The sequence below is a fragment of the Sphingomonas aracearum genome (genome assembly GCF_003345355.1).
Lineage (GTDB): Bacteria > Pseudomonadota > Alphaproteobacteria > Sphingomonadales > Sphingomonadaceae > Sphingomonas > Sphingomonas aracearum.
Window position 1 is genome coordinate 537,314 of sequence record NZ_QQNB01000003.1, and the last position, 24,494, is coordinate 561,807.

Here is a 24,494-nt window from a genome sequence, read left to right on the forward strand (position 1 = left end):
GATACGCTCCCCGCACAATCCGGAGGCAGAGCGCCGTGGACCGTAGCACCATCACCCGCGTCGCGACGCTGTACGAGGCCTTTGCCGCCGGGAACGTCGGCGTGCCGTCCCCGACGGGCAAGCTCGTCTTTGCGGGCATGGACGGTGCCGACGTCTACAATATCACGGCCCCGTTCGCATCGGCGGGGCGCCGCGTGGTGGCGGGGCGGGTGGAAGCGCGGGACAGCGAGGAATCGATCGCCCTCTTCTTCGAGGAGCGGGACGGCATGTGGCATCCGATCCACGGCGCCCCGCGCTTCCGATTGCAGGACCCTTTCGTGACGCGGATCGGGGAGGAACTGGTTTTCGGCGGCGTCGAAACGGCGGAGGCGGGCGGCACGCTGACCTGGTGGACGAATTTCTATCGCGGCAGCGACATCTTCGATCTCCAGCCGTTCTTTTCCGGGCCGCTGGGCATGAAGGATATTCGCCTGTGCGAGCTGGCGGACGGGCGCGTTGGCGTGTTCACCCGACCGCGCGGGCGAAAGGGTGGCCGCGGTACGATCGGCTATACGGAGGTGGCGTCGCTGGAAGCCCTGACGATAAAGGCGATCGACCAGGCGCCGATGCTCGAAGGCATGTTCCATCCGCTCGATTGGGGCGGCGCCAACGAGGTGCATCTGCTGTCCAGCGGCGAGCTCGGCGTGATCGCGCATGCCGCCTGTTACGTCGGCGACATCCTCTACGGCGTGCGGCGTTACTATGCGGTCGCCTTTGTGTTCGACCCGGCCGGCCGCCGTTGGCGCGACTATTGCATCATCGCCGCGCGCGATCAGTTCGCCCCCGGACCGGCCAAGCGGCCCGACTTGGTCGATGTCGTGTTTTCGTCCGGCATCGTATGCACCGGTCCTGGCACGCGCCTTTACGCCGGGACCTCCGATGCGGAAGCGCAATGGCTGGACATCGCCTATCCCTTCGACGTGCCGCTGGCCGCGGCCGGGGCGGGCTCGCCCCCGACATCGCGAAGCGGGAGGGCAGGGCCGTGGCAATCGCGCGAGCCGGTGCTTCCAGGCTGACCGGGGCAGTCGGCGCCGACCGACGCGCGATCCGCTGGCGCGCGGCCCGCCCAGCGGATCGCATTGGCAAGGATGCGCCGATAGTTCGGATCGTCATAAGCCTCCGGCGAGTGGCCCAGTGCGGAGTAGAAGACGCGGCCCTTGGCGGCGGGATTGATCCAGATGACCGGGTGCGTTCCCATCGCCAGCTTGGCGCCCAGGCGGTAACTCGCCTCGTCGATCCGGGCGAGCACGGTCATGCCGCGTACGGCGGGGCTTGCGTCAAAGGAGTACCATTCGTCGGTCGGTGCCCAGGGGAGCTGCACGCCGGCCATGGCGGGATGGTTCGGGCGATCGACGAAGATCCGGGCCGACTGGAACTGATCCGGGCCGCCCGGATGGCCGAGGAACCGGGTGCCGATGATCGTGGCGGTATACCAGGGATCGGTATGACTGTTGTCGCCGGCCGCATGCAGCGCCACCACGCCGCCACCCCGCGCCACGAAGCGGGCAAAGGCGGCACGTTGGCGTGCGGTGAGGAAATCGCCGCTGGTGCTGTTGAGGACGACAACGGAGAAGCGGCGCAACTGCGCGTCGTTGAAGATGGCCGCATTCTCGGTAACGAGGCTTTTCCGGCCGAGGCTTCGTGCGATGTCGGCAAGCACGGCGTTCGAATGCGGAAGGTGCTCGATATGGCGCCAGCCGTTCGTCTTCGACACGATCAGCACCGCATTGTGCAGCCCCTCCGGCAGGACCGGTGCGACCACGTCGTACGTGGGCGTCGGCAAATGAGGGTCAGGTGCTGCCTGAGCCATTGTCAGCAAGGCAACCAGCGCCAGCAGCTTGCGCATCGTCAACTCTCCGCCCGGTGCGGCCGCTCATCGGCACCGCGGCGCGAGCATAGGACGACCGGGCCGAAACGACAGGGGTGATCGCGTTGCAGATGCCCGGTCTCGGACCCGCCGCTGACCGGGCGGCCTACAGCATCGATCCCTGGCGCACGCGCGGCAGATCGGGGTGCGAGCTCAGGTGCGAGGCATGGCTACCGGCTCAATCTGCAAGGTGAGGCGGTCGAGCCGCTGGCGCGCACCCTTGCCGGTACGTCCTTGCCGATGCGCATCGTCGTCGGCGACCTGCCGCCGCTCCCTGCGGGCAAGTACAGCGATACGATCCCGGTGACGATCACCGCGTTGTAGCGCCATCCCGCCCAGAACACGGTCGGCCGCCCCCCCCGGAGCAGCAGCATCTGCGCGGCGGTGGACGCCCCATCAAGCGCGCGGAAGCAGAGGTGGCCTGTTCGTCCGCGCGCGGTACCGGTCGGAAACCGTTGCACAGATCCGGGCATTGACGCCGCTCAACAAGGCCGCGCCCGATGTCGCGGTGACGCCGATCGAGGACTTCACCGCGGCGCTGAACCGCTGACGCAAACGCGCCGCGGCCGCGCCGGTCATGGGCTCAGCGCAGGCCGCCGGGGCGGAAGGAGAGCGGCGCGGCCGGTCCTCCCGGACCGGAGCCGCTGTCGAACAGTCGCTCCAGCATGGCGGCCATGGCCCCGTGCCCCTTGAGCGTCAGCGTGACATGCACGCGGCGATGATCGGCCCGGTCCGGCGTGCGGACGAGCAGGCCCGCTTCCTCCAGCCGCACGATGCGGCGCATCGCGCTGGCCGCGCTTTCCCCGGACAGGACGATCAGATCCTTCACGCAGAGCGGGCGGAACTCGCCTTCGGCGATCATCAGCTCGATCATCATGTCCCAGGCGGGATCGACGAACAGCTCGGCAGGCAGGCTCACCGTGGTCATCGTGCCGCGCAGTTCCTGCGCCTTGCGGGCGCGGGCGACGAGTTCGGGCGGGGTCTGGCGGTCGCCCTGCACCACGGACAGGCCCGGCCGCCGGGGCGCGCTATCGCTCACGAAGCGCCTCCTGCGCCCGGTTGAGCGGCTTCAGGAGATATTGCAGCACGGTCTTGCTGCCGGTGTGGATGTCCACGGTGGCGACCATGCCCGGCGTGATCGGGAAGCGCTTTCCCGCCTTGTTGACCAGCGAGTCGGACTTGGTGCGCACGAACACGCGGTAGTAAAGGACTTCCGGCTTCACCTCGTCGCGGATGGTGTCGGGCGAGATGCTGGAAACCTCGCCCTCCAGCCCGCCATAGATCGAATAATCATAGGCGGTGACCTTCACGCTCGCGCGCTGGCCGGGGCGGATGAAGGCGATGTCGCGCGGCTGGACCCGGGCCTCGATCAGCAGGCGCTCGTCCAGCGGCACGATCTCCATCAGCTTGCCGTTGGGCGGCACCACCCCACCGATGGTGGAGACCTCGATGTTCTTCACCACGCCGCGCACCGGCGAGCGGAAGGTGAGGCGCTGGAGCGTGTCGGAACGGCCGCGCACGACCGGTTGCAGCGAATCCACCTGCTCGGTGACCTTGGCGAGCTCCTGCCGCGCATCGACCATATATTGCGAGCGCAGGTCCGCCTTTTTCAGCTCGAGCTCGGCGCGCTGGCGTTGCAGGCGGAGCACCTCCACGCTGCTGGCGGCGCCGACGCCGATCAGCGACTGGCCGATCCCCACCTCGCGGTTGATGAGCGCCAGCGACTGATCGATCAGCCCCATCGATTCCTGCAGGCTGCGGCGCCGGGTCTGGTACAGGCGCCGCTCGGAGGCGATCAGGTCGGGATAGCCGCTGAGTTCCGCCGGGAAAGCGAGCGGCACGCCATTGGCCTCGGCGCGCAGCCGCGCGGCGGCGGCGAGCGCGGAGCGGTATTTCGCGGCGCTTTCCTCCATGGTGGAGCCGGCCTGGGTGGGATCGAGCTGCGCCAGCATCTGGCCGGGGCCCACGATCTGATCCTGCCGCACCATCAGCTTGGACAGGATGCCGCCTTCCAGCGACTGGATCACCTGCTCGCGGTTGGTCGGCACCACGCGGGCCTCGCCGGTGGCCACCTCGTCCAGGCTGGCGAACCAGGCCCAGCCGAGCCCCACCGCGAAAAGCGCGGCGAGCAGCCAGATGAGGCGGGTGGAGGAGGCGAGCCGTGCCTCGTTCTCGCCACCGAACAGGTGGTCGTCGTCGATCGCGATGGCGGTCATGCCGCTTCCTTTCCGGTGGTGCCGTGCGCCGCGCCGGTCGCGTCGCCGCGCCCTTCCCCGCGCATGGTTCGCAGCACGTCGTCCTTGGGGCCGTCCAGCAGCACGCGGCCGTTGTCGACCACCATCAGGCGGTCCACCACGTCGAGCACGCGCATGCGGTGGGTGGCGATCACCAGCGTGCGGTCGCGGCTGCCGGCGCGCAGGCTGTTCAGGAAATGGCGCTCGGTCGCCTCGTCCATGGCGGCGGTGGGCTCGTCCAGCAGCATCACGGTGGGCTGCCGCAGCAGGAGGCGCGCGAGCAGCAACGCCTGCACCTGGCCGCCCGACAGGCCGCGTCCGCCTTCCTGCACGACATGGCCGAGGCCATCGCGCAGACGTCGGACCAATCCGTCGGCGCCGACCGCCGCCAGCGCCGCCATGATCTCCCCGTCGCTGGCGGCGGGCGCGCCGAGCGTCAGGTTCTCGCGCACGGTGCCATGGAACAGCCGGCTCGTCTGGGTGAGCAGGCCGACATCGCGGCGCACGTCCGCCGGGTCGATCTGGTGCAGCGCGAGCCCGTCGAGCAGCACCTCGCCCGACACCGGCTGCATCATGCCCGACAGACCCTGCAACAGCGTGGACTTGCCGGCGCCGTTGCGGCCGAGCACGGCAATCTTCTCGCCCGCCGCGATCTCGAGATGCGGGACGCTCAATGCCGGCGGGGCGTTCGGATCGGCATAGCTGAACACCGCCGAGCGCAGGGTGAAGCCGCCCTGCACCGCCGGCAGCGGGATGCGGCTGTCCGCCTCCGCTGCGTCGACGGGCAGTGCCATGATCTGGTTCAGGCTGCCCATCGCCACCTTGGCATGCTGCCACCGGGCGAGCAGCGAGGTGACCTGCGACAGGGGCGCCATCATCCGCGAGCCGAGGATGGAGGTGGCGACCAGCGCGCCGGTGGTGATGTCGTGCGCGATCACCAGCGGCGCGCCGACGAAGATGATCGCGGCATAGACGCCGTTCTGCACGCTTTGCGTCCAGACGGAGAGCGTGTTGGTAAGGCCGCGCAGGCGCAGCTGCGCCTCGCCGGAGACGGCATTGTAGTGGTTCCACTGGCGCTGGAAGCGGTCTTCGGCCTGGAGCGCCTTGATATCCTCGATGCCCTGCACCGCTTCGACCAGCATGGCGTTGCGAAGCGAGGACTCGCGCATCGATTCGGTTGCCAGCATGCGCAGGCGGCGCTGGGCGAGCAGGCCGGGCACCAGCAGCAGCACCAGAGCGGCCATCGGCACCAGCGCCAGCACGCCGCCGATATACCAGAGCACGCCGACGAACAGCAGGAAGAAAGGCAGGTCCGCCACCGTCGCCACCGTGGTGGAGGTGAGCAGGTCGCGCACCTGGTCGAGATCGCGAAGCTGCGCGATGAACGTGCCGGTGGAGGCGGGGCGCGCGCGATTGGTGACGCGCAGGGCGTGGCCGAACACGCGGTCGGAGATCCGCAGGTCCGCCCGCTTGCCGAGGATGTCGACGATATTGGTACGCAATCTCCGCAGCAGGAAGTCGAAGCCGATGGCGATCAGCACGCCCAGGAACAGGATGGTGAGCGTCGGGATCGACGCCGCCGGCACCACCCGGTCATAGACCTGCATGGAGAACAGCACGCCGGCCAGGCCGAGGCAGTTGGTCACCACCGACGCGATCATCACATGGCCGTATCCGCGTGCGTCCTTCAACAGCACGTGGCGCAGCCAGTGATCCTCGAACGGCCGGATATAGGTGTCCACGCGGGCGTCCGGAGTGGAGCGGGCGGGGCGCGGGATGACGAACCCGGTCGCTTCCCGCAGCAGCGCCTCCAGCGGCATGTGGTTGGCCGTGCCGCGATCGCCGGCCAGCGTGACGGTGGCGCCGCCCTGGCCATCGAGCGCCTCCACCAGCGCCAGCTCGCCGTCCGACAGCCGCGCGATTAGCGGCAGCCGCCAGTTGGAAAGGCGCAGGGCGGAGGCGGCAGCGAAGCGAACGGACAGGCCGTGCGCGCGGGCGAGCGCCCGGATGCCGGCATCCGCATCGCCCGCCAGCTCCCATTGCGCCGCGAGGCGTGCGCGCTGTTCGGAGACGGGCAGGCGATAGTGCCGCGCGACACGGGTGAGCAATTCGAGCCAGGCGTCGATGCCGGCGCCCGTCTGCGCAACGGGAAAGGGAAGGGGGGCGTTCACAAGGTCACTCCGCCGATGCTGGTGCCGGTCAGCCCGAAGGCGTCGCGAGTGCGGCCGGAAAGGAACAGGCAGTCGGTCTGCAGGCGGCGCAGGTCGTGCGCGTTGTTCACCGCCTCGAAGCGCACCTGCTGGAGCTCCTGTTCGGCATTGAGCAGGTCCACGAGGGTGCGGGTGCCCATTTGCAGATATTGCAGCTGATAGAGGCGCCCGGTTTCCTTCATGCTCGCCGTGCGCGAGGCGAGCGTGTCGTTCAGCCGCGCGAGGCTCTCGATCTGCTGCTGCGCCTCCGCCATGCGCTGGCTGGTGTCGAGCCGCGCACGGGTGGCGGCCGCCTCCGCCGCGCCGCGCGCGAACTCGGCGCCGCGCACGCGCGCGCCGGTGACCCCGCCGCCGAAGATGTTGCTGCTCACGCGAAGGCCGAAATTGTAGATGCTGCGATCGCCGAACGGCGAGGCGAAGTCGGTGGAGGCATCCCCGCCCAGCGACAGGGTGGGATAGCGCTCCGCCCGGTTGCGACGCACCTCGGCCCCCGCCTGATCGGCCCGCGCCTCCGCCACCATCACCGACGGGATCTCGCTCCACGCCGGCATGGGCGCGGTGCAGCTGCGCATCAGCCAGTCCGGGACGTCCGCCGAGACGCTGGACACCGTCTGGCGGTTCATCAGATAGGCAAGGTTGCTGGACCAGCGCCGCACCTCCGCCTCGATCTGGCTGAGCGTCGCCTGCGCCGCTTCCACGCGCGCCTGTGCCTGGAGCGCGTCGGATCGGGTCGCCGCGCCCTTGTCGGATCGCTCGCCCACCAGCTTGCTGATGTCGGCGATCCGCTCCGCCTGCTCGCGGGCCACATCGCGCAGGGCGATCGAGCGTTGCAGCTCGATCAGGGCGTAGCTGGTGTCGCGCACCAGGGTGTCCACCGCCAGCAGCAGCTCGGCGCGACCAATGCGGGTGCCGGCTCGCGCGGACTCGACCGCGCTGGACACCTTGCCGAAATCGAACAGCATCTGCTGCGCGCCGATCTGCGGACGGGGACGCCAGGTGCCGCTGACCCGGCTGTCATAGCCGCTGCCGAGGCCGGCGCTGATAATCGGGGAATAGCCCGCGCGCGCGGCGCTGACCTCGGCATCCGCCTGCCCGACCACGCCGGAGGCCTCGATCACCGCCGGATGCCAGGAAACAACCTGCCGCGCGGCAGTCTCGATCGTCAATGGCGGATCGCCCGGAGAGGCAGTCGCCGCTGTATTCGCCACACTCGCCAGGACCAGGCCATACATCGCCAGTCCGGAGCGGAAGCAACGCAGGCCATGAGCCATGTCGTTTTATCCTCTCTGATAGGAGAGGACAGTGCCGTTTTCCGGACTAAAGAAGAGTTTACACGGCCGTATACTTAACTGCATACGGCCGTGTATTAGCGTCATCTTTGCGCGATTATACAGTCATTCTGGAGTGATCTTCCTCACGGGTTTGATCGACCGGCAGGGCAAGGTAGCCGAGCGGGTCGACCGGGTCGCTGGCGGTGTGCTCGATCGGCACCGCCTCCGGCGCCGGCGCGACGGTCGGGAAGTCCGGCGCGGGCTGGGCCTGGGCATGTTCGTCCAGGTACCGGGCGAGCACGTCGGGCACGTCGCCCTGGCCTTCGAACAGGTCAAAGGGGGCGATGCCGGTCGGCTGCACGTCAGGGTGCCCGCCGCCGACCACGACCGATGCATCGTGCTGCTCGACGCCGGTCGCGGGGTGCGCTTCCGGCCCGGCGACCATGGCCAGCGACACCACGTCGTTCTCGACCGCGAACGTCGTCGCCACCGGCGCCGCATTGTCGCCGGGAACGTCGATGCGCACGTTCAGCGTGGCGGTGGAGACCACGCCGTTGGGCTGCACCAGCTGGTAGGTGAAGCTGTCGAGCAGATCCACCGCCGAGTAGGGCAGGGTGCCGCTCGGGCGATAGGTATAGTCGCCGGTTTCCGTGACCGTCAGCGTGCCGTAGCGGCCCGCGATCGACAGTGGCGTGTCCCCCACTTCCGTGAAGGTGGCGCCGGTGCCGATACGCACCGCGTAGAAGTCGGCATTGGGGGTGTCGTTGGCGAGCAGGTCCCCGGTCGCCGCCGTCGTGCCGGTCACCGTGTAGCGATCCAGGAACGTGACGTTCTCGCCGATATACACGGTGGTGCCATAGCCGGTGCCGATCGTGTTCGTGCTGGACACGGTGTAGGTGTAGGTGCCGGCCGGCAGGTCATCCAGCGTCAGCGACACGCCGGCACCCAGCGGCAGGCCGGCCACCGCCGTCTGCGTCGTGGTGCCGACCACCGCGCCCGCCGCGTTGCGCACGGTGATCGTGTAGCTGGGGAACAGCGCGATGGTGCCGCCACGCACGGCGGTGAGCGTCACGTCGGACACGGTGTTGGCGGCCACCGTGAAGCTGTCCGCCCCCGAGCCGGTGCGCGGCGCGCCGAGCGACAGCGGGGTGTTGAACGTGAACTCCTGGGCGGGCGCAATGGTCGTCGAGACGTTCTGGTACGTCACAGCCGCCGTCGCCGTGTCGTTCACCGCCAGCGGGGCGCCGGTGATGTCCGGGCTGCCGATCGCGATCGACAGGTTGGCGCTTTCCAGCTCCCCGTCGCTCGGATCGATCAGCGTGTAGGTGAACGTATCGGTGTGACCGATCGCGGCGGCATTGGCGGCCGGCGTGTAGGTGTAGCTGCCGTTGAGGTTGATGAGCAGCGTGCCCCAGCTGCCGGTCACGGCCGTGCCGTCGCCGACCACCGCGGTGGTGACGCCGTTCACCGTGACGCTGGCCACCCGCGTGCCGGGCGCCACGATGTCGATCTCGCCCGCGGGGCTCGCATCGGTGATGACGTTGCCCTGCGTCGCCGCTGGCACCGCGGCGCCGACATCGGTATAATCGAGATCGGTGCCCGTCACCGTCAGCGCGCCGAGAAGCCCCACGCCCGCCGTGCCCTGGAAGGTCAGAAACGCGCGGTACTGGCCCGCTCCCAGCGTTTCCGTGGCGGTGACGTTGCCGTTCAGCAGCCCCACCTGCACCAAGGTGGCCGCGCCCTGCGTGTCCACCGCAACCCAGTTCGTGCCGTCAAAGCGCTGAACCGCGACCGCATAGCCGCTCAACGCGCCGATATTGGCGAGCGCGTCATAGGTGAACACGGCATTGAGGGTGTGGCCCTCCTGCACCGTGAAGTTGACGGACGGAACGCCCAGCACCTGCGCATTGAGGTTCACGGCGCCAAGCGACACCAGCGCCAGGTAGTTGGCCGTGCCGAGGTTCACCCCCGTTGTCACCGGTTGCAGGTCGATCGCCGCGGTGTTCGCGTTGTCGAACGCGTCGATGTCGAACGGCGCCGCCACCGTGCCGGTCCCGGAGCGGTTGCCGGCCGCGTCGGCGAGGGTCACGCCGAGGGTGCCGCCGGCCTGCTGCGCCGGGGAGAGGCCGACGCTGAACGCGCCGTCGGTGCCGACCGTGCCAGTGCCGAGCAACTGGCCGCCGGCATTGCGTACCTCCACGCGGGCGCCGGCCTCGCCGGTACCGGTGACGGTGGCGCCGTTCGGCGAGATCGCCAGCGCGGCGGGCGCCGCGGGGGCGGTCAGGTCCGGAGCGATGGCGGTGGCGGCCGGTGACGTGTTGCCGGCGGCATCCGCCTGGGTGGCCACCACCGTTTCGCCGTTCCGCTGCGCACTCGTCAGCGGCACCAGATAGAGGCCGTCCGCACCGACCAGCGCCGTGCCGAGAACGGCGCCGGCGAGCGTGGTCACCGTGACGCGGGACCCTGCCTCGCCCGTTCCCGTCACGCTGCCGCCATCACCCGAGACGGACGCGGTCGGGGCGGCCGGGGCGGTGAGGTCGGGCGCGACTGCGGGCACAGGGGGCGAGACGTTGCCGGCGGTGTCCGCCTGGGTCACGCTGACCACCTCGCCATTGCGCTGTGGCGGATTGAGCGCCACCGAATAGCTGCCGTCCGGCTGCACCAGCGCGGTGCCGAGCACCCCGCCGGTCGCGCCGGTGACGGTGACGGTTGCGCCGGCAAGCCCGGTGCCGACCACCGCGCCGCCGTCCGCGGTGACGCTGGCCACCGGGATCAGCGGCGGCACGTCGTCCGGGGCGACGATGGTGGTCGCCGGCGAGAGGTTGCCCGCCTGATCGGCCTGCCGCACCGTCAGCGTCTCGCCGTCATCCTGGCGATCGTTCAGCGGCACGGCGTAGCGACCGTCGCCCGCGACGGTGGCGGTGCCCAGCACGGTGCCGGCCGCGTTCGTCACGGTGACGGTTGCGCCGGGCTCACCCGTGCCGGTGACGAACCCGCCATCGGCGGAGACGACCGCGACGGGTGCCGCGGGCGGGGTGGCGTCCGGCGCCACGGCGGAAGCCGGCGTGGAGATGTTGCCCGCCACGTCCGCCTGGGTTGCGGTGACCAGGCCACCATCGATCTGCGCGGGGGCGAGCGGCGCGGTGTAGGTGCCGTCCGCCGCCACGGTGGCCGTGCCGACCACGGCGCCGTCCACCACGATCGAGACCACGGCGCCGGGCTCGCCGGTGCCGGTCGCGGTCGCGCCATCGGCCGCGATGGCGAGGGTTGGGGCGGCCGGCGGCGTGATGTCCGGCGCGATCAGCGGTACCACCGGCGAGGCGTTGCCCGCCGCATCGGTCTGCACCACCGTGAGCGCCTGGCCGTTCGCCTGGGGCGACGCCAGCGGAACGGCGAAGGTGCCGTCTCCGGCCACGACCGCGCTGCCCAGCACGCCGGCTGCTCCGCTGACGGTCACGGTGGCGCCGGGCTCACCCGTGCCGGTGACCGCGCTGCCGTCCGCCGCCACCGCTGCGGCGGGAACCGCCGGCGGGGTGAGGTCGGGCGCGACGGCGGCGGCGGCGGGCGACACGTTGCCCGCGGCGTCCCGCTGGGTGAGGCTCAGCGTCTCGCCATTGCGCTGCGGCGTTGTGAGAGTGGCGGTGAAGGCGCCGCCTGCATCCACCACGGCGGTGCCGATGGCGGTGCCGGCCGCGTTCGCGATCGTGACGGTGGCGCCCGGCTCGCCGGTGCCGGTCACGCTGCCGCCGTCGCCGGCGACCGCCGCCACCGGAGCGGCGGGCGGCGTGAGATCCGGCGCGATCGTGCTTGCCGTGGGCGAGCCGTTGCCGGCCGCGTCGGTCTGCGTCGCGGTGAGCGGCTCGGCGTTGACGAGCGGCGGATCGAGCTGAACCGCGTAGCTGCCGTCTGCCGCCACGGTCGTCGCGCCGACCACGCCGCCGCCGCTGGTGACGACCACCCGCGCGCCCGGCTCGCCGGTGCCCGTGACGGTGGCGCCATCGGCCGAGATGGCGATGGTGGGGGCCAGCGGAGCCGTGCCGTCGGGTGCAACCGCGGTGGCCGGTGCGGACGGATTGCCGGCAACGTCCGCCTGCGTGGCGGTGAGCAGCTGGCCGTTCACCTGCGCCGGGGCGAGCGCCGCGGTGTAGGTGCCGGCGCCATCGACCACGCCGCTGCCGATCGCCGTTCCCGCAGGATCGGTGATGGTCACGGTCGCGCCCGGCTCGCCGGTGCCGGTGGCGATGGTGCCGTCGGCACTGATCGCCAGCGTCGGCAGGGCCGGCGGCGTGATGTCCGGCGCGGCCACGGTGGTGGTCGGCGACAGGTTGCCGGTGGGGTCCGCCTGCACCACGGTGAGGATGCCGCCATCGGCCTGAGCCGGTGTCAGCGTCACGCTGAAGCTGCCGTCCGCCGCCACCGGGCCGGTGCCGACGACGGTGCCCGCCGCATTGGTGACGGAAACGGTGGCGCCGGCTTCCCCGGTGCCGGTGACAACGGCGCCGTCCGCACCGATCGCGGCGGTGGGCACGGCGGGCGGCGTCAGGTCCGGCGCGGCCGTGGTGACCGGCAGCGACACGTTGCCCTCCGCATCGGCCTGTGTCGCGGTCAGCGTTTCGCCGTTGCGCTGCGGCGTGGTGAGCGCCGCCGTGTAGGTGCCGTCGGCGGCAACGGTGGCGGTGCCGATCACCGCGCCGGCCGGATCGCGGACGGTGACGGTGGCGCCGACCTCGCCGGCTCCGGTGACGATCGTGCCGTCCGCATTGACCGCCGCCGTCAGGCCCAGCGGCGCATCGAGATCTGGCGCCAGCACGGTGACCGCGCCGGAAGGATTGTCGGCGACGTCCGTCTGGCGAACGGTAAGCGTTTCGCCTTCGACCTGCGCCGGCGCGAGCGGCACGCGGAACGTTCCGTCCGCCCCGACGATGGCGCTGCCGAGCGGGGTGCCGTCCGCCCCGGTGACCGAGACGGCTGCGCCCGGCTCGCCGGTGCCGGTCGCCGCGGTGCCGTCGGCGGCGATGGCGACCACGGGCGTTGCCGGGGCGGTGAAGTCCGGCGCCACGGCGGAGGCAGGATCGGACGCATTGCCGCCCGGATCCACCTGCGTCGCGAACACCTGCTCGCCGTTCACCTGCGGGGGCGTGAGCGCCGTGCCGTACTGACCGTCCGAGCCGACGATCGCCGTGCCCAGCACGTCGCCGTTCGCGTTGACGATGGTGACGGACGCGCCCGGCTCGCCGGCGCCCGTCACGGCGGCGCCATCGCCGCTGATGGCGATCGTCGGCACCGCAGGGGGGATCAGGTCGGGCGCGATCACCGCGGCGGCGGGCGACGCATTGCCGGCCACATCGGTCTGCACGACCGAGAGCTGCCCGCCATTGTCGCGCGGCGGGACCAGCGCGATCGTGAAGATGCCGTCCGCACCGGCCGTGCCGGTGGCCAGCACGGTGCCGGCCGGATCGCTGACCGTGATGGCCGCGCCGGCCTCGCCGGTGCCGGACACGGCCGAGCCGTCCGCGGCGATCGCCGCAACCGGCGCGGCAGGCGCGGTGAGATCGGGCGCCACGTCGGTGGCCGCGCCCGAGAGGTTGCCGGCGGCGTCGGTCTGGGTGGCGGTGACCAGCTGGGCCGCGATCTGCGCCGGGACGAGAGCGGCGGTGTAGGTGCCGTCGGCGGCGACCAGCGCGGTGGCCAGCACGGTGCCGGCCGGATCGGTGATCGTCACGGTGGCTCCGGGCTCGCCGGTGCCGGCGACGGAGGCGCCGTCCGTGCCCACGTCGATGGTCGGCGCGGCCGGGGCGGTGACATCGGGCGCGATGTCGGTGGCCGCGCCCGAGACGTTGCCGGCAGCGTCTCTCTGCGTGGCGGTGACGACCTCGCCGTTGAGCTGGGCGGGGTTGAGCGTGGCGGCGTAGGTGCCGTCCGCGGCGACCAGCGCGGTGGCGAGCACGGCGCCGGTCGGGCCGGTCAGCGTCACCGTGGCGCCGGGCTCGCCGGTGCCGGTGGTGGTGGCGCCGTCCGCGCCGACGTCGATCGTCGGCGCCGCAGGTGCGGTGATGTCGGGGGCGATAGCCGGAGTGGCCGGCGAGACGTTGCCGGCGGCGTCGGCCTGCGTCACCGCCACCTGCTCGCCATTGGCCTGGGCGGGGGCGATCGCCACCGTGTAGCTGCCGTTCGCGCCGGCAACGCCGCTACCCAGCACGAGGCCGCCCGCGCCGGTGACGGTCACCGTCGCGCCGGGCTCCGCCAGACCGCTGACGGAGGTGCCGTTCGCGCTCACCGTGGCGCTGGGCGGGACCGGAGCGGTGACGTCGGGTGCAGCGAGCGTGAGCGGCGGCGAGGCGTTGCCGGCGGCATCGGTCTGAGAAAGGGCGATCTGCCCGCCATTCGCCTGTGCCGGCGACAGCGCAACCGTGAACGTGCCGTCGGCTGCCGCCGCACCGGCGCCGATCACGATGCCGTTTGCGTCGACAACGGTGATGGTGGCGCCGGGCTCGCCCGTGCCAGTCGCCGTGCTGCCGTCGCCGGCAATCGTGGCGACGGGGGCGAGCGGCGCGGTGATGTCCGGCGCCGCCAGCGCGGTGGCGGCGGACGGATTTCCGCTGGGGTCGGTCTGCACGACGGAGAGCGGCTCGCCATTGGCCTGGGGCGGCGTCAGCGGAACGGCGAAGGCACCGGATGCGCCCACCGTGGCCGTGCCGAGCACGGTCCCGTCCGCGGCGAGCACGCGCACGGTGGCGCCGGGCTCGCCCGTTCCGGTCACCACCACGCCGGTGCCGTCGATCGCCGCCGCGGGCGCGGCCGGCGCGGTGAGATCGGGTGCGGTAGCGGCGGCGGGGGGCGATACGTCGCCATCCGCCTCGGTCTGGGTCACGCGGATCGTCTCGCCGTCGATGCGCGGCGGGGAAAGGGCGACCGAATAGCTGCCGTCCGCCGCAGCGGTGCCGGCGGCGACCTGAACGCCGTTGGCGTCATAGACGGTGATCGCGGCGCCGGGCTGCGCAGTGCCGGTGACGAAGCCGCCGTCCGCGCTGACCACGGCGGTCGGCGCATCGGGGTTGGTGTTGGCGACGAGATCCGGGGCGGTCGCGTTTGCCTGGGGCGAGAGATTGCCGGCGGGGTCCGACTGGGTGGCGGTGAGCACCTCGCCATTGGTCTGTGCGGCCGAAAGCGTGGCGGCGTAGCTGCCGTCCGCGGCCACCACCGCGCTGCCGATCACGGCGCCGAGCGGGCTGCGGATGGTCACGGAGGCACCCGGCTCGCCGGTGCCGGTCACCGCCGCGCCGTCCGCGCTGATCGCCAGCGTCGGCGCTGCGGGCGCGGTGCGGTCGGGCGCGGCGAGCGCGGTCGGCGCCGAGGTGTTGCCGGCTGCGTCGGCCTGAACGACCGACAGCGTGCCGCCGGCCACCTGCGGCGTGGCCAGCACGAGAGTGAACGCGCCCTGCGGCGTGACGACGGCGGTGCCGATCACGGCGGCGGCGGCATCGCGGACCTCCACCTGCGCGCCCGGCTCGCCGGTGCCGGTGATGACAGAGCCGCTGGCGTCCAGCGTGGCGGCGGGGGCGGCGGGCGGCGTGATATCGGGCGCAGTGACTTGAACGGGAGGCGAGAAGTTGCCCGCGGGGTCGGCCTGCTGGATCACCAAGGCCTCGCCGTTGGTGGGCGCCGGGGCCAGCGCGGCGACATAGCTGCCGTCCGCGGCGACGGTGGCGGTGCCCAGCACGGTGCCGGCGCCGTCGCGCACCACGATCTGTGCGCCGGGCTCGCCGGTCCCGGTGACCTGCGCGCCGTCCGCGCCGATCGTTGCGCTCGGCGCGCCGGGGGCGGTGAAATCGGGTGACACCGCGCTTGCGGCTGGCGAGGCATTGCCCGCCGCGTCGGTCTGGCTGGCGACAACGGGCTCGCCGTTGGTCAGCGGCGGGGTCAGCGGCGTGGCAAAGCTGCCGTCCGCGGCGACCAGCGCCGTGCCGATCACGGCACCGTTGGCGCCGGTGAGGGTGACGGTGGCGCCCGGCTCACCCGTGCCGCCGGCGACCGTGCCGTCCGCGCTGATCGAGAGGGTGGGGGCGGCCGGCGCGGTGAAGTCCGGCGCGACGTCGGTGGCCGCGCCCGAAACGTTGCCGGCGGCATCGGCCTGCGTCGCGGTGACGACCTGCGCGTCCGTCTGGGGCGGGTTCAGCGTCGCGGTATAGCTGCCATTGGCCTGGACCAGCGCCGTGCCGAGCACCGCGCCGCTCGGGTCGGTGAGGGTCACGGTGGCGCCGGGTTCGCCCGTGCCGGTGGCGACGGTGCCGTCCGCGTTGATGGCGATCGTCGGCGCATCCGGCGCGGTGAGGTCCGGCGCGGTCGCGGTGGCGGGCGGCGACACGTCGCCATCGGCCTCGGTCTGGGTCACGCGGATCGTCTCGCCGTCGATGCGCGGCGGGGAAAGAGCGACCGAGTAGCTGCCGTCCGCCGCGGCGGTGCCGGCGGCGACCTGAACGCCGTTGGCGTCGTAGACGGTGATCGCGGCGCCGGGCTGGGCGGTGCCGGTGACGAAGCCGCCGTCGGCGCTGACCGCGGTGGTGGGCGCATCGGGGTTGGTGTTGGCGACGAGATCCGGCGCGGTCGCGCTTGCCTCGGGCGAGAGATTGCCGGCGGGGTCCGACTGGGTGGCGGTGAGCACTTCGCCGTTGGTCTGCGCGGCCGACAGGGTCGCGGCGTAGCTGCCGTCCGCGGCGACCAGAGCGGTGCCGATCACGGCGCCGAGCGGGCTGCGGATGGTTACGGTGGCACCCGGCTCGCCGGTGCCGGTCACGGCCGCCCCGTCCGCGCTGATCGCCAGCGTCGGTGCCAGGGGCGCGGTGAGGTCGGGCGCGATGTCGCTGGCGGGGGCGGAGACGTTGCCGGCGGCATCCGTCTGGGTGGCGGTGACGCGCTCGGCATTGACCTGCGCGGGCTGGAGCGTGGCGGCGTAGCTGCCGTCCGCGGCGACCACGGCGGTGCCCAGCACGGCGCCGGTGGGATCGGTGAGGGTGACGGTGGCGCCGGGTTCCCCGGTGCCGGAGGCGGCGGCGCCATCGTCACGCACGACGATCGTCGGCGCGGCGGGAGCCGCCAGGTCGGGCACTGTGACCGACACGGTGGGCGAGGGATTGCCGGCAGGATCGGCCTGGCCGACGGTGATCGTCGATCCCTCCGGCGGAATGGCGGCCAGTGGCACGCTGTAGGTGCCGTCCGGGCCGATGGTGGCGGTGCCCAGCACGGTGCCGCTGCCATCCTCCACGGTCACCGTCGCGCCCGGCTCGGCCGTGCCGGTGATCGACGCGCCGCCGGGCGTGAACTCCACGGTGGGCGCGGCGGGCGCGATCAGGTCCGGCGTGAGCAGCGTGGCGGCAGGCGAGGCGTTGCCGTTCGCGTCGGTCTGCACCACGGTGAGCGGGGTGCCGTCGACGCGTGGGGCGGGCAGCGTCACGGAATAGGTGCCGTCGGTGCCGACCTGAGCGGTGGCGACGCTGGTTCCTTCCGGATCGCGGACGCTCACTTGCGCGCCGGGCTCGCCCGTGCCGGAGAGGATGGTGCCCGTTGCATCGATCTGCGCGTTCGGGGCGGCCGGGGCGGTGGTGTCCGGCGCGGTCGCCTGAACGGAGGCGGAGACGTTGCCCGCCGCATCGCGCTGCGTGATCGTCAGCGTTTCGCCGTTGGTGCTCGGCGTGGCGAGCGTGACGCTGTATGCACCGTTGGCGCCGACCGCGGCGGTGCCGACCACAACGCCGGCGGCGTTGCGCACCTCGAGAGTGGCCCCCGGCTCGCCGGTGCCGGAAACGGTGGCGCCGTTCGCATCGATGGCGACGGTGGGAGCGGCGGGCGCGGTGGTGTCCGGCGCGGTCGCCTGAACGGAGGCGGAGACGTTGCCCGCCGCATCGCGCTGCGTGATCGTCAGCGTTTCGCCGTTGGTGCTCGGCGTGGCGAGGTTGAGCGTGTAGTCGCCGCTGGCGGCGACCGTCGAGCTGCCGATCACGGCACCTGCGGCATTGCGCACCTCCACCGTGGCGCCCGCCTCGCCGCGCCCGGAAACGGTGGCGCCGTTCGCGCTGATGGCCACGGTGGGCGCAGCAGGCGCCGTGCTGTCCGGGAGCGGGGTGGTGCCGCCTCCCGGCGCGGTGGGCGTGCCCGAGTTGAGGTTGCTCGACGTGCCGCTGTCGCCGCCGTCGGAGGCGACCGCCGCGATGCCGCCGGCACCCAGCGCGCCGACCAGCGGCACCGCCAGCGCCGAGCCGCCGGCGCCTTCGCCGCCGAGCAGTTCGCCGATGTCGGACAACAGCTTGAAACGGTGGGTCGAACCCGCCGCGCGCGCCTGCCAGAGCTGGCCGTCGCGCTCCTGCAGCACCAGATCGCTCTGTTCGGGAGCGCCGTTCTGGTAGAAGTCCTCGACGCGGATCACCTCACCGGTCTTCAGCGTGACCAGCAGATCCTCGCCCTCCTGTTCCAGGTTGGCGAGCTGGCTGCGATCCAGATGCAGACGAACGATGCTGGGCGCATCGAGGTCGATGGTATCGGCGGCAACCTGCGTGACGGTACCGTTGACCTTGGAGATGACTTCTGCGTCGACGGCCATTTTCTGCCTCCCTTTTGCGCATGTCGGGCGCGCTTCTTGAACCGGTACCGACGCGCAAAACGCCGGATTTCAGGAGGCTAACGGCGGAGAATGAAGGTCCGGAACGTCGATTCCGGAAACGGAATCAATAAATCACGTAAGTCGAGCCAGGCCGTCGGACCGGCGATCCCGGCCCTTTTCCCGGCGGGCTGACCCCGGCAAGGCGCTTGCCCGGCCGCGCGGAAGTCGGCAGGCACGAACGCGCGTTCGCATCGGGAGAAGAACATGGCCGGGGGGCTGGTAGCCTTGCTTGACGACGTGGCGGCGCTGGCGCGCCTTGCCGCGGCATCGGTGGACGACGTGGCCGCTGCGGCCGGACGGGCCGGCGTGAAGGCCGCCGGCGTGGTGATCGACGACACCGCCGTCACCCCCCGCTATGTGGTGGGGCTGACGCCGGATCGGGAATTGCCGATCATCGGCAAGATCGCGCTCGGTTCGCTGCGCAACAAGCTGCTGTTCATCCTGCCGGTCGCGCTTGCGCTCAGCGCGCTGGCGCCCTGGGCGATCACGCCGCTGCTGATGGTGGGCGGTGCCTATCTCTGCTTCGAGGCGGCCGAGAAGATCTGGGAGGCGCTGAGCGGCACTCACCACGCGGAGGAGGTGTCGGCGATCGACAGCCCCGCCGCGCTGGAGGAGCGGCAGGTGGCGGGCGCGATCCGTACCGATTTCATCCTGTCGGCCGAGATCATGGCCATTTCGCTGGCCGAGCTGCCCGGCCTGTCGCTCGGCACGCGTGCCGCCGCGCTGGCGGCGGTGGCGGTGGCGATCACGGCGGGCGTCTACGGCCTTGTCGCGGTGATCGTGAAGATGGACGATATCGGCCTGCACCTCAGCCGACGCACCGGCGCGGCGACACAGGCGGTCGGACGCGCGCTGGTGCGCGGCATGCCCGTGCTGCTCCAGGCGCTGTCGCATATCGGCGTGGCGGCCATGGTCTGGGTCGGCGGCGGCATCCTGGTGCATGGCATGGAGGAGTTCGGGCTCGAAGCGCTGCCCCATCGCCTGCATGAGCTGGCGGAGCGGGCGGCGCACGCGTTTCCGGCGGGCGGGGTGACCGAATGGGCGGTCACCGCGCTCGGCTCCGCGCTTCTCGGCCTGGTCGCCGGCGCGGCGATCGTCGCCGTCCTGCACCTGTTGCCGCGGCGGCACACCATCGGGCATTGAGCCGCGCCGGCTGCCTGCGCCATGTTCAGGCGGCGGGCGTGGTGGCGGCGATGGCCGTGCCCGGCTGACGGGGTTGATCGTCCGTCGGGCGCCCGGAGCGTGCCCTTCCGGGGTTCCGGCGCACGGCGGCGGAGAAACATATTCCGGCTATATGCGCCCGGCCGGATTCGATCTCGAATTGCTATGCGAGCCGGGCCTAATCGCCCCTTCCTGAAGGCATCGTCACGGGACGATCGCCGCTCGGAAGGACCCAGCAATGAAGTTCCGTCACGGCATCGCCGTTGTCGCCTTTCTCGGCACGCCGGTCGCCGCGCAGGCGCAGTCTGCCGCCACCGCCGCTGCCCCGCCCACGCTCACCGTCAGCGGCTCCGCGACGATCGCGTCCGACTATCGCTTTCGCGGAGTATCGCAATCCGACCGGGAGATGGCGGTGCAGGGCGGCATCACGATCGCCCATGAAAGCGGCGCGTATGTCGCCGCCTGGGCATCGAACCTGGCGGGCTGGGGCACGTTCGGCGGCGCCAACATGGAGCTGGACCTGATCGGCGGGTACAAGGCCAGGCTGGCGGACGGCGCCACCCTCGACGTCGGGCTGACCTGGTACGTCTATCCGGGCGGGGCGGACAAGACCGACTTCGCCGAACCCTATGCCAGGCTGACCGGCACCACCGGCCCGGCGACCCTCACGGCGGGCGTGGCATACGCCCCCAGGCAGGAGGCGCTCGGCAAATGGTACAAGGGCGGAGCATCGGCGGCGGCGGGCACCTATGACCGACCGGGCGCCAAGGACGACAATCTGTACCTGTGGGGCGACGGCGCACTGGCGATCGCGGGCACGCCGCTGACCGCCAAGGCGCATGTCGGCCATAGCTGGGGCCAGGACGGCCTCGGCCCGAACGCCACCGCGGTGTCGCCCACCGGCGACTATTGGGACTGGTCGCTGGGCGCGGATGCGACGTGGAGGAACCTGACCTTCAACGTCAGCTATGTCGACACCGACATCTCCGGCCGCTCTGCCGCCTATTTGCGGCCGAGCTTCAGCAAGGGCCAGGACGGCAGCGGCAACATTGCCGGCGGCACCGTGCTGGCCTCGCTGACCGCTGCCTTCTGAGCGCTGGAGGACCGACATGCAGGATCTGCTCTGGGTCGCGATCATGGCAGGGCTGGTGATGCTGACGCTCGCCTTTGTCCGCCTGTGCGACAACGCCTGAGGGAGATGGCGATGACCCTCGACCTCTGGCTGGCCGCGCTCACCGCGCTTGGCCTTCTCGTCTACCTGGTGGCGGTGCTGATCCGCCCCGAACGCTTCTGAAGGAGGCGACCATGACCTTTCAGGGCTGGTTCCTGATCCTTGCCTTTTTTGGCGTGCTGCTCGCCCTGGCGAAGCCGGTCGGCCTGTGGCTGTTCACCCTTTACGAAGGGCGGCGCACGCCGCTGCACCTCGTGCTCGGTCCCGTGGAGCGCGGCTTCTACGGATTGGCGGGCGTTGATCCTGCGCAGGAGCAGGGCTGGCGGCGCTACGCCCTGCACATGCTGTTGTTCAACGTCGCGCTGATGGCCTTCACCTATGCCGTGCTGCGGTTGCAGGGCGTGCTGCCGGGCAATCCACAGGGCCTAGCCGGGCTATCGCCGCATCTGGCGTTCAACACCGCGATCAGCTTCACCACCAACACCAACTGGCAGAGCTATGGCGGGGAATCGACCATGTCGAACCTCAGCCAGATGCTGGGGCTGACGATCCACAACTTCCTGTCCGCCGCGACCGGCATCGCGCTCGCCTTTGCCCTGTTTCGCGGCTTTGCCCGGCGCGAGGCCGGGACGGTCGGCAACTTCTGGGCGGATGTGACCCGCATCACGCTGTACCTGCTGCTGCCGGTCTGCATCGCCTACGCGATCTTCCTGATCGCCTCGGGCGTGCCGCAGGCGCTGGCGGGGGTGGGGAACGTCGAGACGCTGGAGGGCGCGCGCCAGTCGCTCCTGCTCGGCCCGGTCGCGTCGCAGGAGGCGATCAAGATGCTCGGCACCAATGGCGGCGGCTTCTTCAACGCCAACAGCGCGCACCCGTTCGAGAACCCGACCGCGTTGACCAACTTCGTGCAGATGCTGTCGATCTTCGTGGTCGGCGTCGGCCTGACCTGGACGTTCGGCAAGGCGGTGGGCAACACGCGCCAGGGCTGGGCGATCCTGTCCGCCATGATGATCCTGTTCCTGGTCGGCACGGGCGTGAGCTATTGGGCGGAGGCGGCGGGCAACCCCGTGCTCCATCAGTTCGGCGTCGCCGGCGGCAACATGGAAGGCAAGGAGGTGCGCTTCGGCATCGCCGCGTCTGCCCTGTTCTCCGTCGTCACCACCGCTGCCTCGTGCGGCGCGGTGAACGCGATGCACGACAGCTTCACGGCGCTGGGCGGCCTGGTGCCGCTGTTCAACATGCAGCTGGGCGAAGTGGTGATCGGCGGCGTGGGGGCGGGCATCTACGGCTTTCTGCTGTTCGCCATCCTGGCGGTGTTCGTCGCCGGGCTGATGGTCGGCCGCACGCCGGAATATGTCGGCAAGAAGATCGAAAGCCGCGAAGTGAAGCTGGCGGTGCTGGCGATCGCGGTGCTGCCGCTGATGATCCTGGGCCTCACCGCCCTGTCGTCGGTGTTGCAGCAGGGGCTGGCCGGCCCGCTCAACAAGGGGCCGCACGGCTTTTCGGAGATCCTGTACGCCTTCACCAGCGCGGTCGCGAACAACGGCTCGGCTTTTGCCGGGCTCACCGCCAACACGCCCTATTATAACGGGCTGCTGGGCGTCGCCATGTGGGTGGGCCGCTTCTTCATCATCGTGCCGACGCTGGCCATCGCCGGCAGCCTGGCCGCCAAGAAGTACACGCCGGAAAGCGCGGGCTCGTTCCCGACCACGGGCGGCCTGTGGGTCGGGCTGCTCGTCGGGATCATCCTGATCCTGGGCGGTCTCACCTTCCTGCCGAGCCTCGCGCTCGGCCCCATTGCCGATCATCTTTCGATGATCCGCGGCCAGCTGTTCTGATCGGAAGGCACCATGGCAAAAACCGCTACCAAGAGCCTGTTCACGGCCGACCTCGTCGTGCCCGCGATCAAGGCCTCGTTCGTGAAGCTCAACCCTGCGGAGCTGGTCCGCAATCCCGTGATGTTCGTCACTGCCGCGGTGGCGGCGCTGATGACCGTCCTGCTGGTGATCGGGCACGATGGCCTGAGCATCGGCTTCAAGCTCCAGCTGGTCGTCTGGCTGTGGCTGACGGTGCTGTTCGGCACCTTTGCGGAGGCGCTGGCGGAAGGCCGGGGCAAGGCGCAGGCGGCCTCTTTGCGCGCCACAAAGGCGGAACTCACCGCCAAGCGGCTGAAGGGAGACGGTCGCCAGTATGACGACGTGCCCGCCAGCCAGCTGAAGGTCGGCGACATCGTGCTGGTGGAAACCGGCGACCTGATCCCCTCGGACGGCGAGGTCGCCTCGGGCGTCGCGTCGGTCAACGAGGCGGCGATCACCGGCGAGTCCGCGCCCGTCATCCGCGAGGCCGGCGGCGACCGCTCGGCGGTGACGGCGGGCACGCGGGTCATCTCCGACGAGATCCGTGTTCGCGTGACGGTGGAGCCCGGCAAGGGCTTTCTCGACCGCATGATCGCGCTGGTCGAAGGCGCCGAGCGGCAGAAGACGCCCAACGAGATCGCGCTGACGCTGCTGCTGGTCGGGCTGACGATCATCTTCCTCATCGCGGTGGGCACGATCCCGGGCTTTGCCAGCTATGCCGGCGGCAGCATCCCGGTGGCGATCATGGCGGCGTTGCTCATTACGCTGATCCCCACGACCATCGCCGCGCTGCTGTCGGCGATCGGCATTGCCGGCATGGACCGGCTGGTGCGGTTCAACGTGCTCGCAAAGTCCGGCCGGGCGGTGGAGGCGGCGGGCGATGTCGACGTGCTGCTGCTGGACAAGACCGGCACGATCACGGTTGGCGATCGCCAGGCGTCCGAGTTCCGCGCGGTGGGCGGTGCGAGCGAGGCCGAACTGGCCGAGGCGGCCCTGCTCGCCAGCCTGGCGGACGAGACGCCCGAAGGCCGCTCGGTGGTGGTGCTGGCGCGGGAGCGCTTTGATCTCAACCGCGTGATGCCGGAGGGGGCGGAGGTCATCCCGTTCACCGCGCAGACCCGCGTTTCCGGCGTCCGCACCGGCGACACCCTGATCCAGAAGGGCGCCGTGGACTCGATCCTGCGCGCCAATGCGGGGTCGGGCGAAGCGGCCGCGGCGACCGAGCTGCGCCGCATCACCGACGAGATCGCCCGCGCCGGCGGCACGCCGCTGGCAGTCGCCAGGGATGGCCGGTTGCTGGGCGCGATCTTCCTCAAGGACGTGGTGAAGGCCGGCATCCGCGAGCGCTTCGGCGAGCTCAGGACCATGGGCATCCGCACGGTGATGATCACCGGCGACAACCCGCTGACCGCCGCCGCCATCGCCGCGGAAGCGGGCGTGGACGACTTCCTTGCCCAGGCGACGCCGGAGGACAAGCTGGAGCTGATCCGCAAGGAGCAGGCCGGCGGCAAGCTCGTCGCCATGTGCGGCGACGGCACCAACGATGCGCCGGCGCTGGCGCAGGCGGATGTCGGCGTCGCGATGAACACCGGCACGCAGGCGGCGCGCGAGGCGGGCAACATGGTCGACCTCGACAGCGACCCGACCAAGCTGATCGAGGTGGTGGGTCTGGGCAAGCAGTTGCTGATGACCCGCGGGGCGCTGACCACCTTCTCCGTCGCCAACGACGTGGCCAAGTATTTCGCGATCATTCCCGCGATGTTCGTGACGCTCTATCCGGGGCTCGGCGTGCTGAACGTGATGGGGCTGGGCTCGCCGGAATCCGCGATCCTCAGCGCGATCATCTTCAATGCGATCATCATCCCGATGCTGGTGCCGCTGGCGCTCAAAGGCGTGGCGTACAAGCCGATGGCCGCCGGGCCGCTGCTCGCCCGCAACCTCGCGATCTACGGCCTGGGGGGCCTGGTCGCCCCGTTTATCGGCATCAAGATCATCGACCTCGTGGTCGGCGGCCTCCGTCTCGCGTAAGGA

Annotated in this window: 13 protein-coding genes; 6 read left to right on the forward strand and 7 right to left on the reverse strand. The window is 71.2% G+C overall.

All coding sequences use genetic code 11. The features are described 5' to 3' along the window. Positions 1 to 35: 35 nt before the first annotated feature. A complete protein-coding gene (locus DVW87_RS15610; protein ID WP_220149831.1) occupies positions 36 to 1,055 on the forward strand; it encodes a DUF1861 family protein in 1,020 nt (339 codons plus the stop codon). Here the strand turns inward: DVW87_RS15610 and DVW87_RS15615 are convergent. The 7 genes from DVW87_RS15615 to DVW87_RS15640 form a co-directional block, all read right to left on the reverse strand. Beyond that, positions 947 to 1,822, reverse strand: a complete 876-nt coding sequence (locus DVW87_RS15615) for a ThuA domain-containing protein (RefSeq protein WP_239017946.1) — start codon at positions 1,820 to 1,822, stop codon at positions 947 to 949. The genes DVW87_RS15610 and DVW87_RS15615 overlap by 109 nt on opposite strands. 480 nt (positions 1,823 to 2,302) lie before the next feature. Further along, the gene (locus DVW87_RS17855) at positions 2,303 to 2,485 is read right to left on the reverse strand and encodes a hypothetical protein (RefSeq protein ID WP_147276285.1); all 183 of its coding nucleotides are present in this window, start codon (positions 2,483 to 2,485) and stop codon (positions 2,303 to 2,305) included. A 4-nt stretch (positions 2,486 to 2,489) separates the two neighbouring features. Next, on the reverse strand, positions 2,490 to 2,945 hold the full coding sequence (locus tag DVW87_RS15620; RefSeq protein WP_147276286.1) for a helix-turn-helix domain-containing protein: 456 nt from the start codon (positions 2,943 to 2,945) through the stop codon (positions 2,490 to 2,492). Continuing rightward, positions 2,935 to 4,122 (reverse strand): HlyD family type I secretion periplasmic adaptor subunit, encoded by a 1,188-nt coding sequence (locus tag DVW87_RS15625; protein WP_114688720.1) that lies wholly within the window; start codon positions 4,120 to 4,122, stop codon positions 2,935 to 2,937. The genes DVW87_RS15620 and DVW87_RS15625 overlap by 11 nt, the downstream gene beginning before the upstream one ends. Further along, the gene (locus DVW87_RS15630) at positions 4,119 to 6,311 is read right to left on the reverse strand and encodes a type I secretion system permease/ATPase (protein WP_114688721.1); all 2,193 of its coding nucleotides are present in this window, start codon (positions 6,309 to 6,311) and stop codon (positions 4,119 to 4,121) included. Before DVW87_RS15630 ends, DVW87_RS15625 begins: the two co-directional genes overlap by 4 nt. Further along, a complete protein-coding gene (locus DVW87_RS15635; RefSeq protein ID WP_239017947.1) occupies positions 6,308 to 7,621 on the reverse strand; it encodes a TolC family protein in 1,314 nt (437 codons plus the stop codon). Before DVW87_RS15635 ends, DVW87_RS15630 begins: the two co-directional genes overlap by 4 nt. Before the next feature lie 115 nt (positions 7,622 to 7,736). Beyond that, the gene (locus DVW87_RS15640) at positions 7,737 to 18,215 is read right to left on the reverse strand and encodes a BapA/Bap/LapF family large adhesin (RefSeq protein WP_114688723.1); all 10,479 of its coding nucleotides are present in this window, start codon (positions 18,213 to 18,215) and stop codon (positions 7,737 to 7,739) included. Between the two features lie 264 nt (positions 18,216 to 18,479). Between DVW87_RS15640 and DVW87_RS15645 the strand changes: the two genes are divergently transcribed. The 5 genes from DVW87_RS15645 to kdpB all read left to right on the forward strand — a co-directional run bounded on the left by DVW87_RS15645 (position 18,480) and on the right by kdpB (position 24,491). Next, positions 18,480 to 19,418: a DUF808 domain-containing protein gene (locus DVW87_RS15645; RefSeq protein ID WP_114688724.1), complete on the forward strand. Its 939-nt coding sequence runs from the start codon at positions 18,480 to 18,482 to the stop codon at positions 19,416 to 19,418. A gap of 256 nt (positions 19,419 to 19,674) precedes the next feature. After that, positions 19,675 to 20,529 carry a TorF family putative porin gene (locus tag DVW87_RS15650; RefSeq protein ID WP_114688725.1) on the forward strand — a complete coding sequence of 285 codons (855 nt, stop codon included), beginning with the start codon at positions 19,675 to 19,677 and terminating at the stop codon, positions 20,527 to 20,529. A 111-nt stretch (positions 20,530 to 20,640) separates the two neighbouring features. Further along, positions 20,641 to 20,730: a K(+)-transporting ATPase subunit F gene (gene kdpF / locus DVW87_RS15655; protein WP_037531783.1), complete on the forward strand. Its 90-nt coding sequence runs from the start codon at positions 20,641 to 20,643 to the stop codon at positions 20,728 to 20,730. 11 nt (positions 20,731 to 20,741) lie between these two features. Beyond that, positions 20,742 to 22,445, forward strand: a complete 1,704-nt coding sequence (gene kdpA, locus DVW87_RS15660; protein WP_114688726.1) for a potassium-transporting ATPase subunit KdpA — start codon at positions 20,742 to 20,744, stop codon at positions 22,443 to 22,445. A 12-nt stretch (positions 22,446 to 22,457) separates the two neighbouring features. Further along, complete coding sequence (gene kdpB, locus DVW87_RS15665; RefSeq protein WP_114688727.1) at positions 22,458 to 24,491, forward strand: potassium-transporting ATPase subunit KdpB; 2,034 nt, start codon at positions 22,458 to 22,460, stop codon at positions 24,489 to 24,491. Positions 24,492 to 24,494: the final 3 nt, after the last annotated feature.

Bases quoted from the DNA above. Each gene is read 5' to 3' on its own strand.
- DVW87_RS17855 (WP_147276285.1), bottom strand. From the start codon at position 2,485: ATGACCGGCGCGGCCGCGGCGCGTTTGCGTCAGCGGTTCAGCGCCGCG.
- DVW87_RS15625 (WP_114688720.1), bottom strand. From the start codon at position 4,122: ATGACCGCCATCGCGATCGACGACGACCACCTGTTCGGTGGCGAGAAC.
- DVW87_RS15635 (WP_239017947.1), bottom strand. From the start codon at position 7,621: ATGGCTCATGGCCTGCGTTGCTTCCGCTCCGGACTGGCGATGTATGGC.
- DVW87_RS15640 (WP_114688723.1), bottom strand. From the start codon at position 18,215: ATGGCCGTCGACGCAGAAGTCATCTCCAAGGTCAACGGTACCGTCACG.
- DVW87_RS15645 (WP_114688724.1), top strand. From the start codon at position 18,480: ATGGCCGGGGGGCTGGTAGCCTTGCTTGACGACGTGGCGGCGCTGGCG.
- DVW87_RS15650 (WP_114688725.1), top strand. From the start codon at position 19,675: ATGAAGTTCCGTCACGGCATCGCCGTTGTCGCCTTTCTCGGCACGCCG.
- kdpF (WP_037531783.1), top strand. From the start codon at position 20,641: ATGACCCTCGACCTCTGGCTGGCCGCGCTCACCGCGCTTGGCCTTCTC.
- kdpA (WP_114688726.1), top strand. From the start codon at position 20,742: ATGACCTTTCAGGGCTGGTTCCTGATCCTTGCCTTTTTTGGCGTGCTG.
- kdpB (WP_114688727.1), top strand. From the start codon at position 22,458: ATGGCAAAAACCGCTACCAAGAGCCTGTTCACGGCCGACCTCGTCGTG.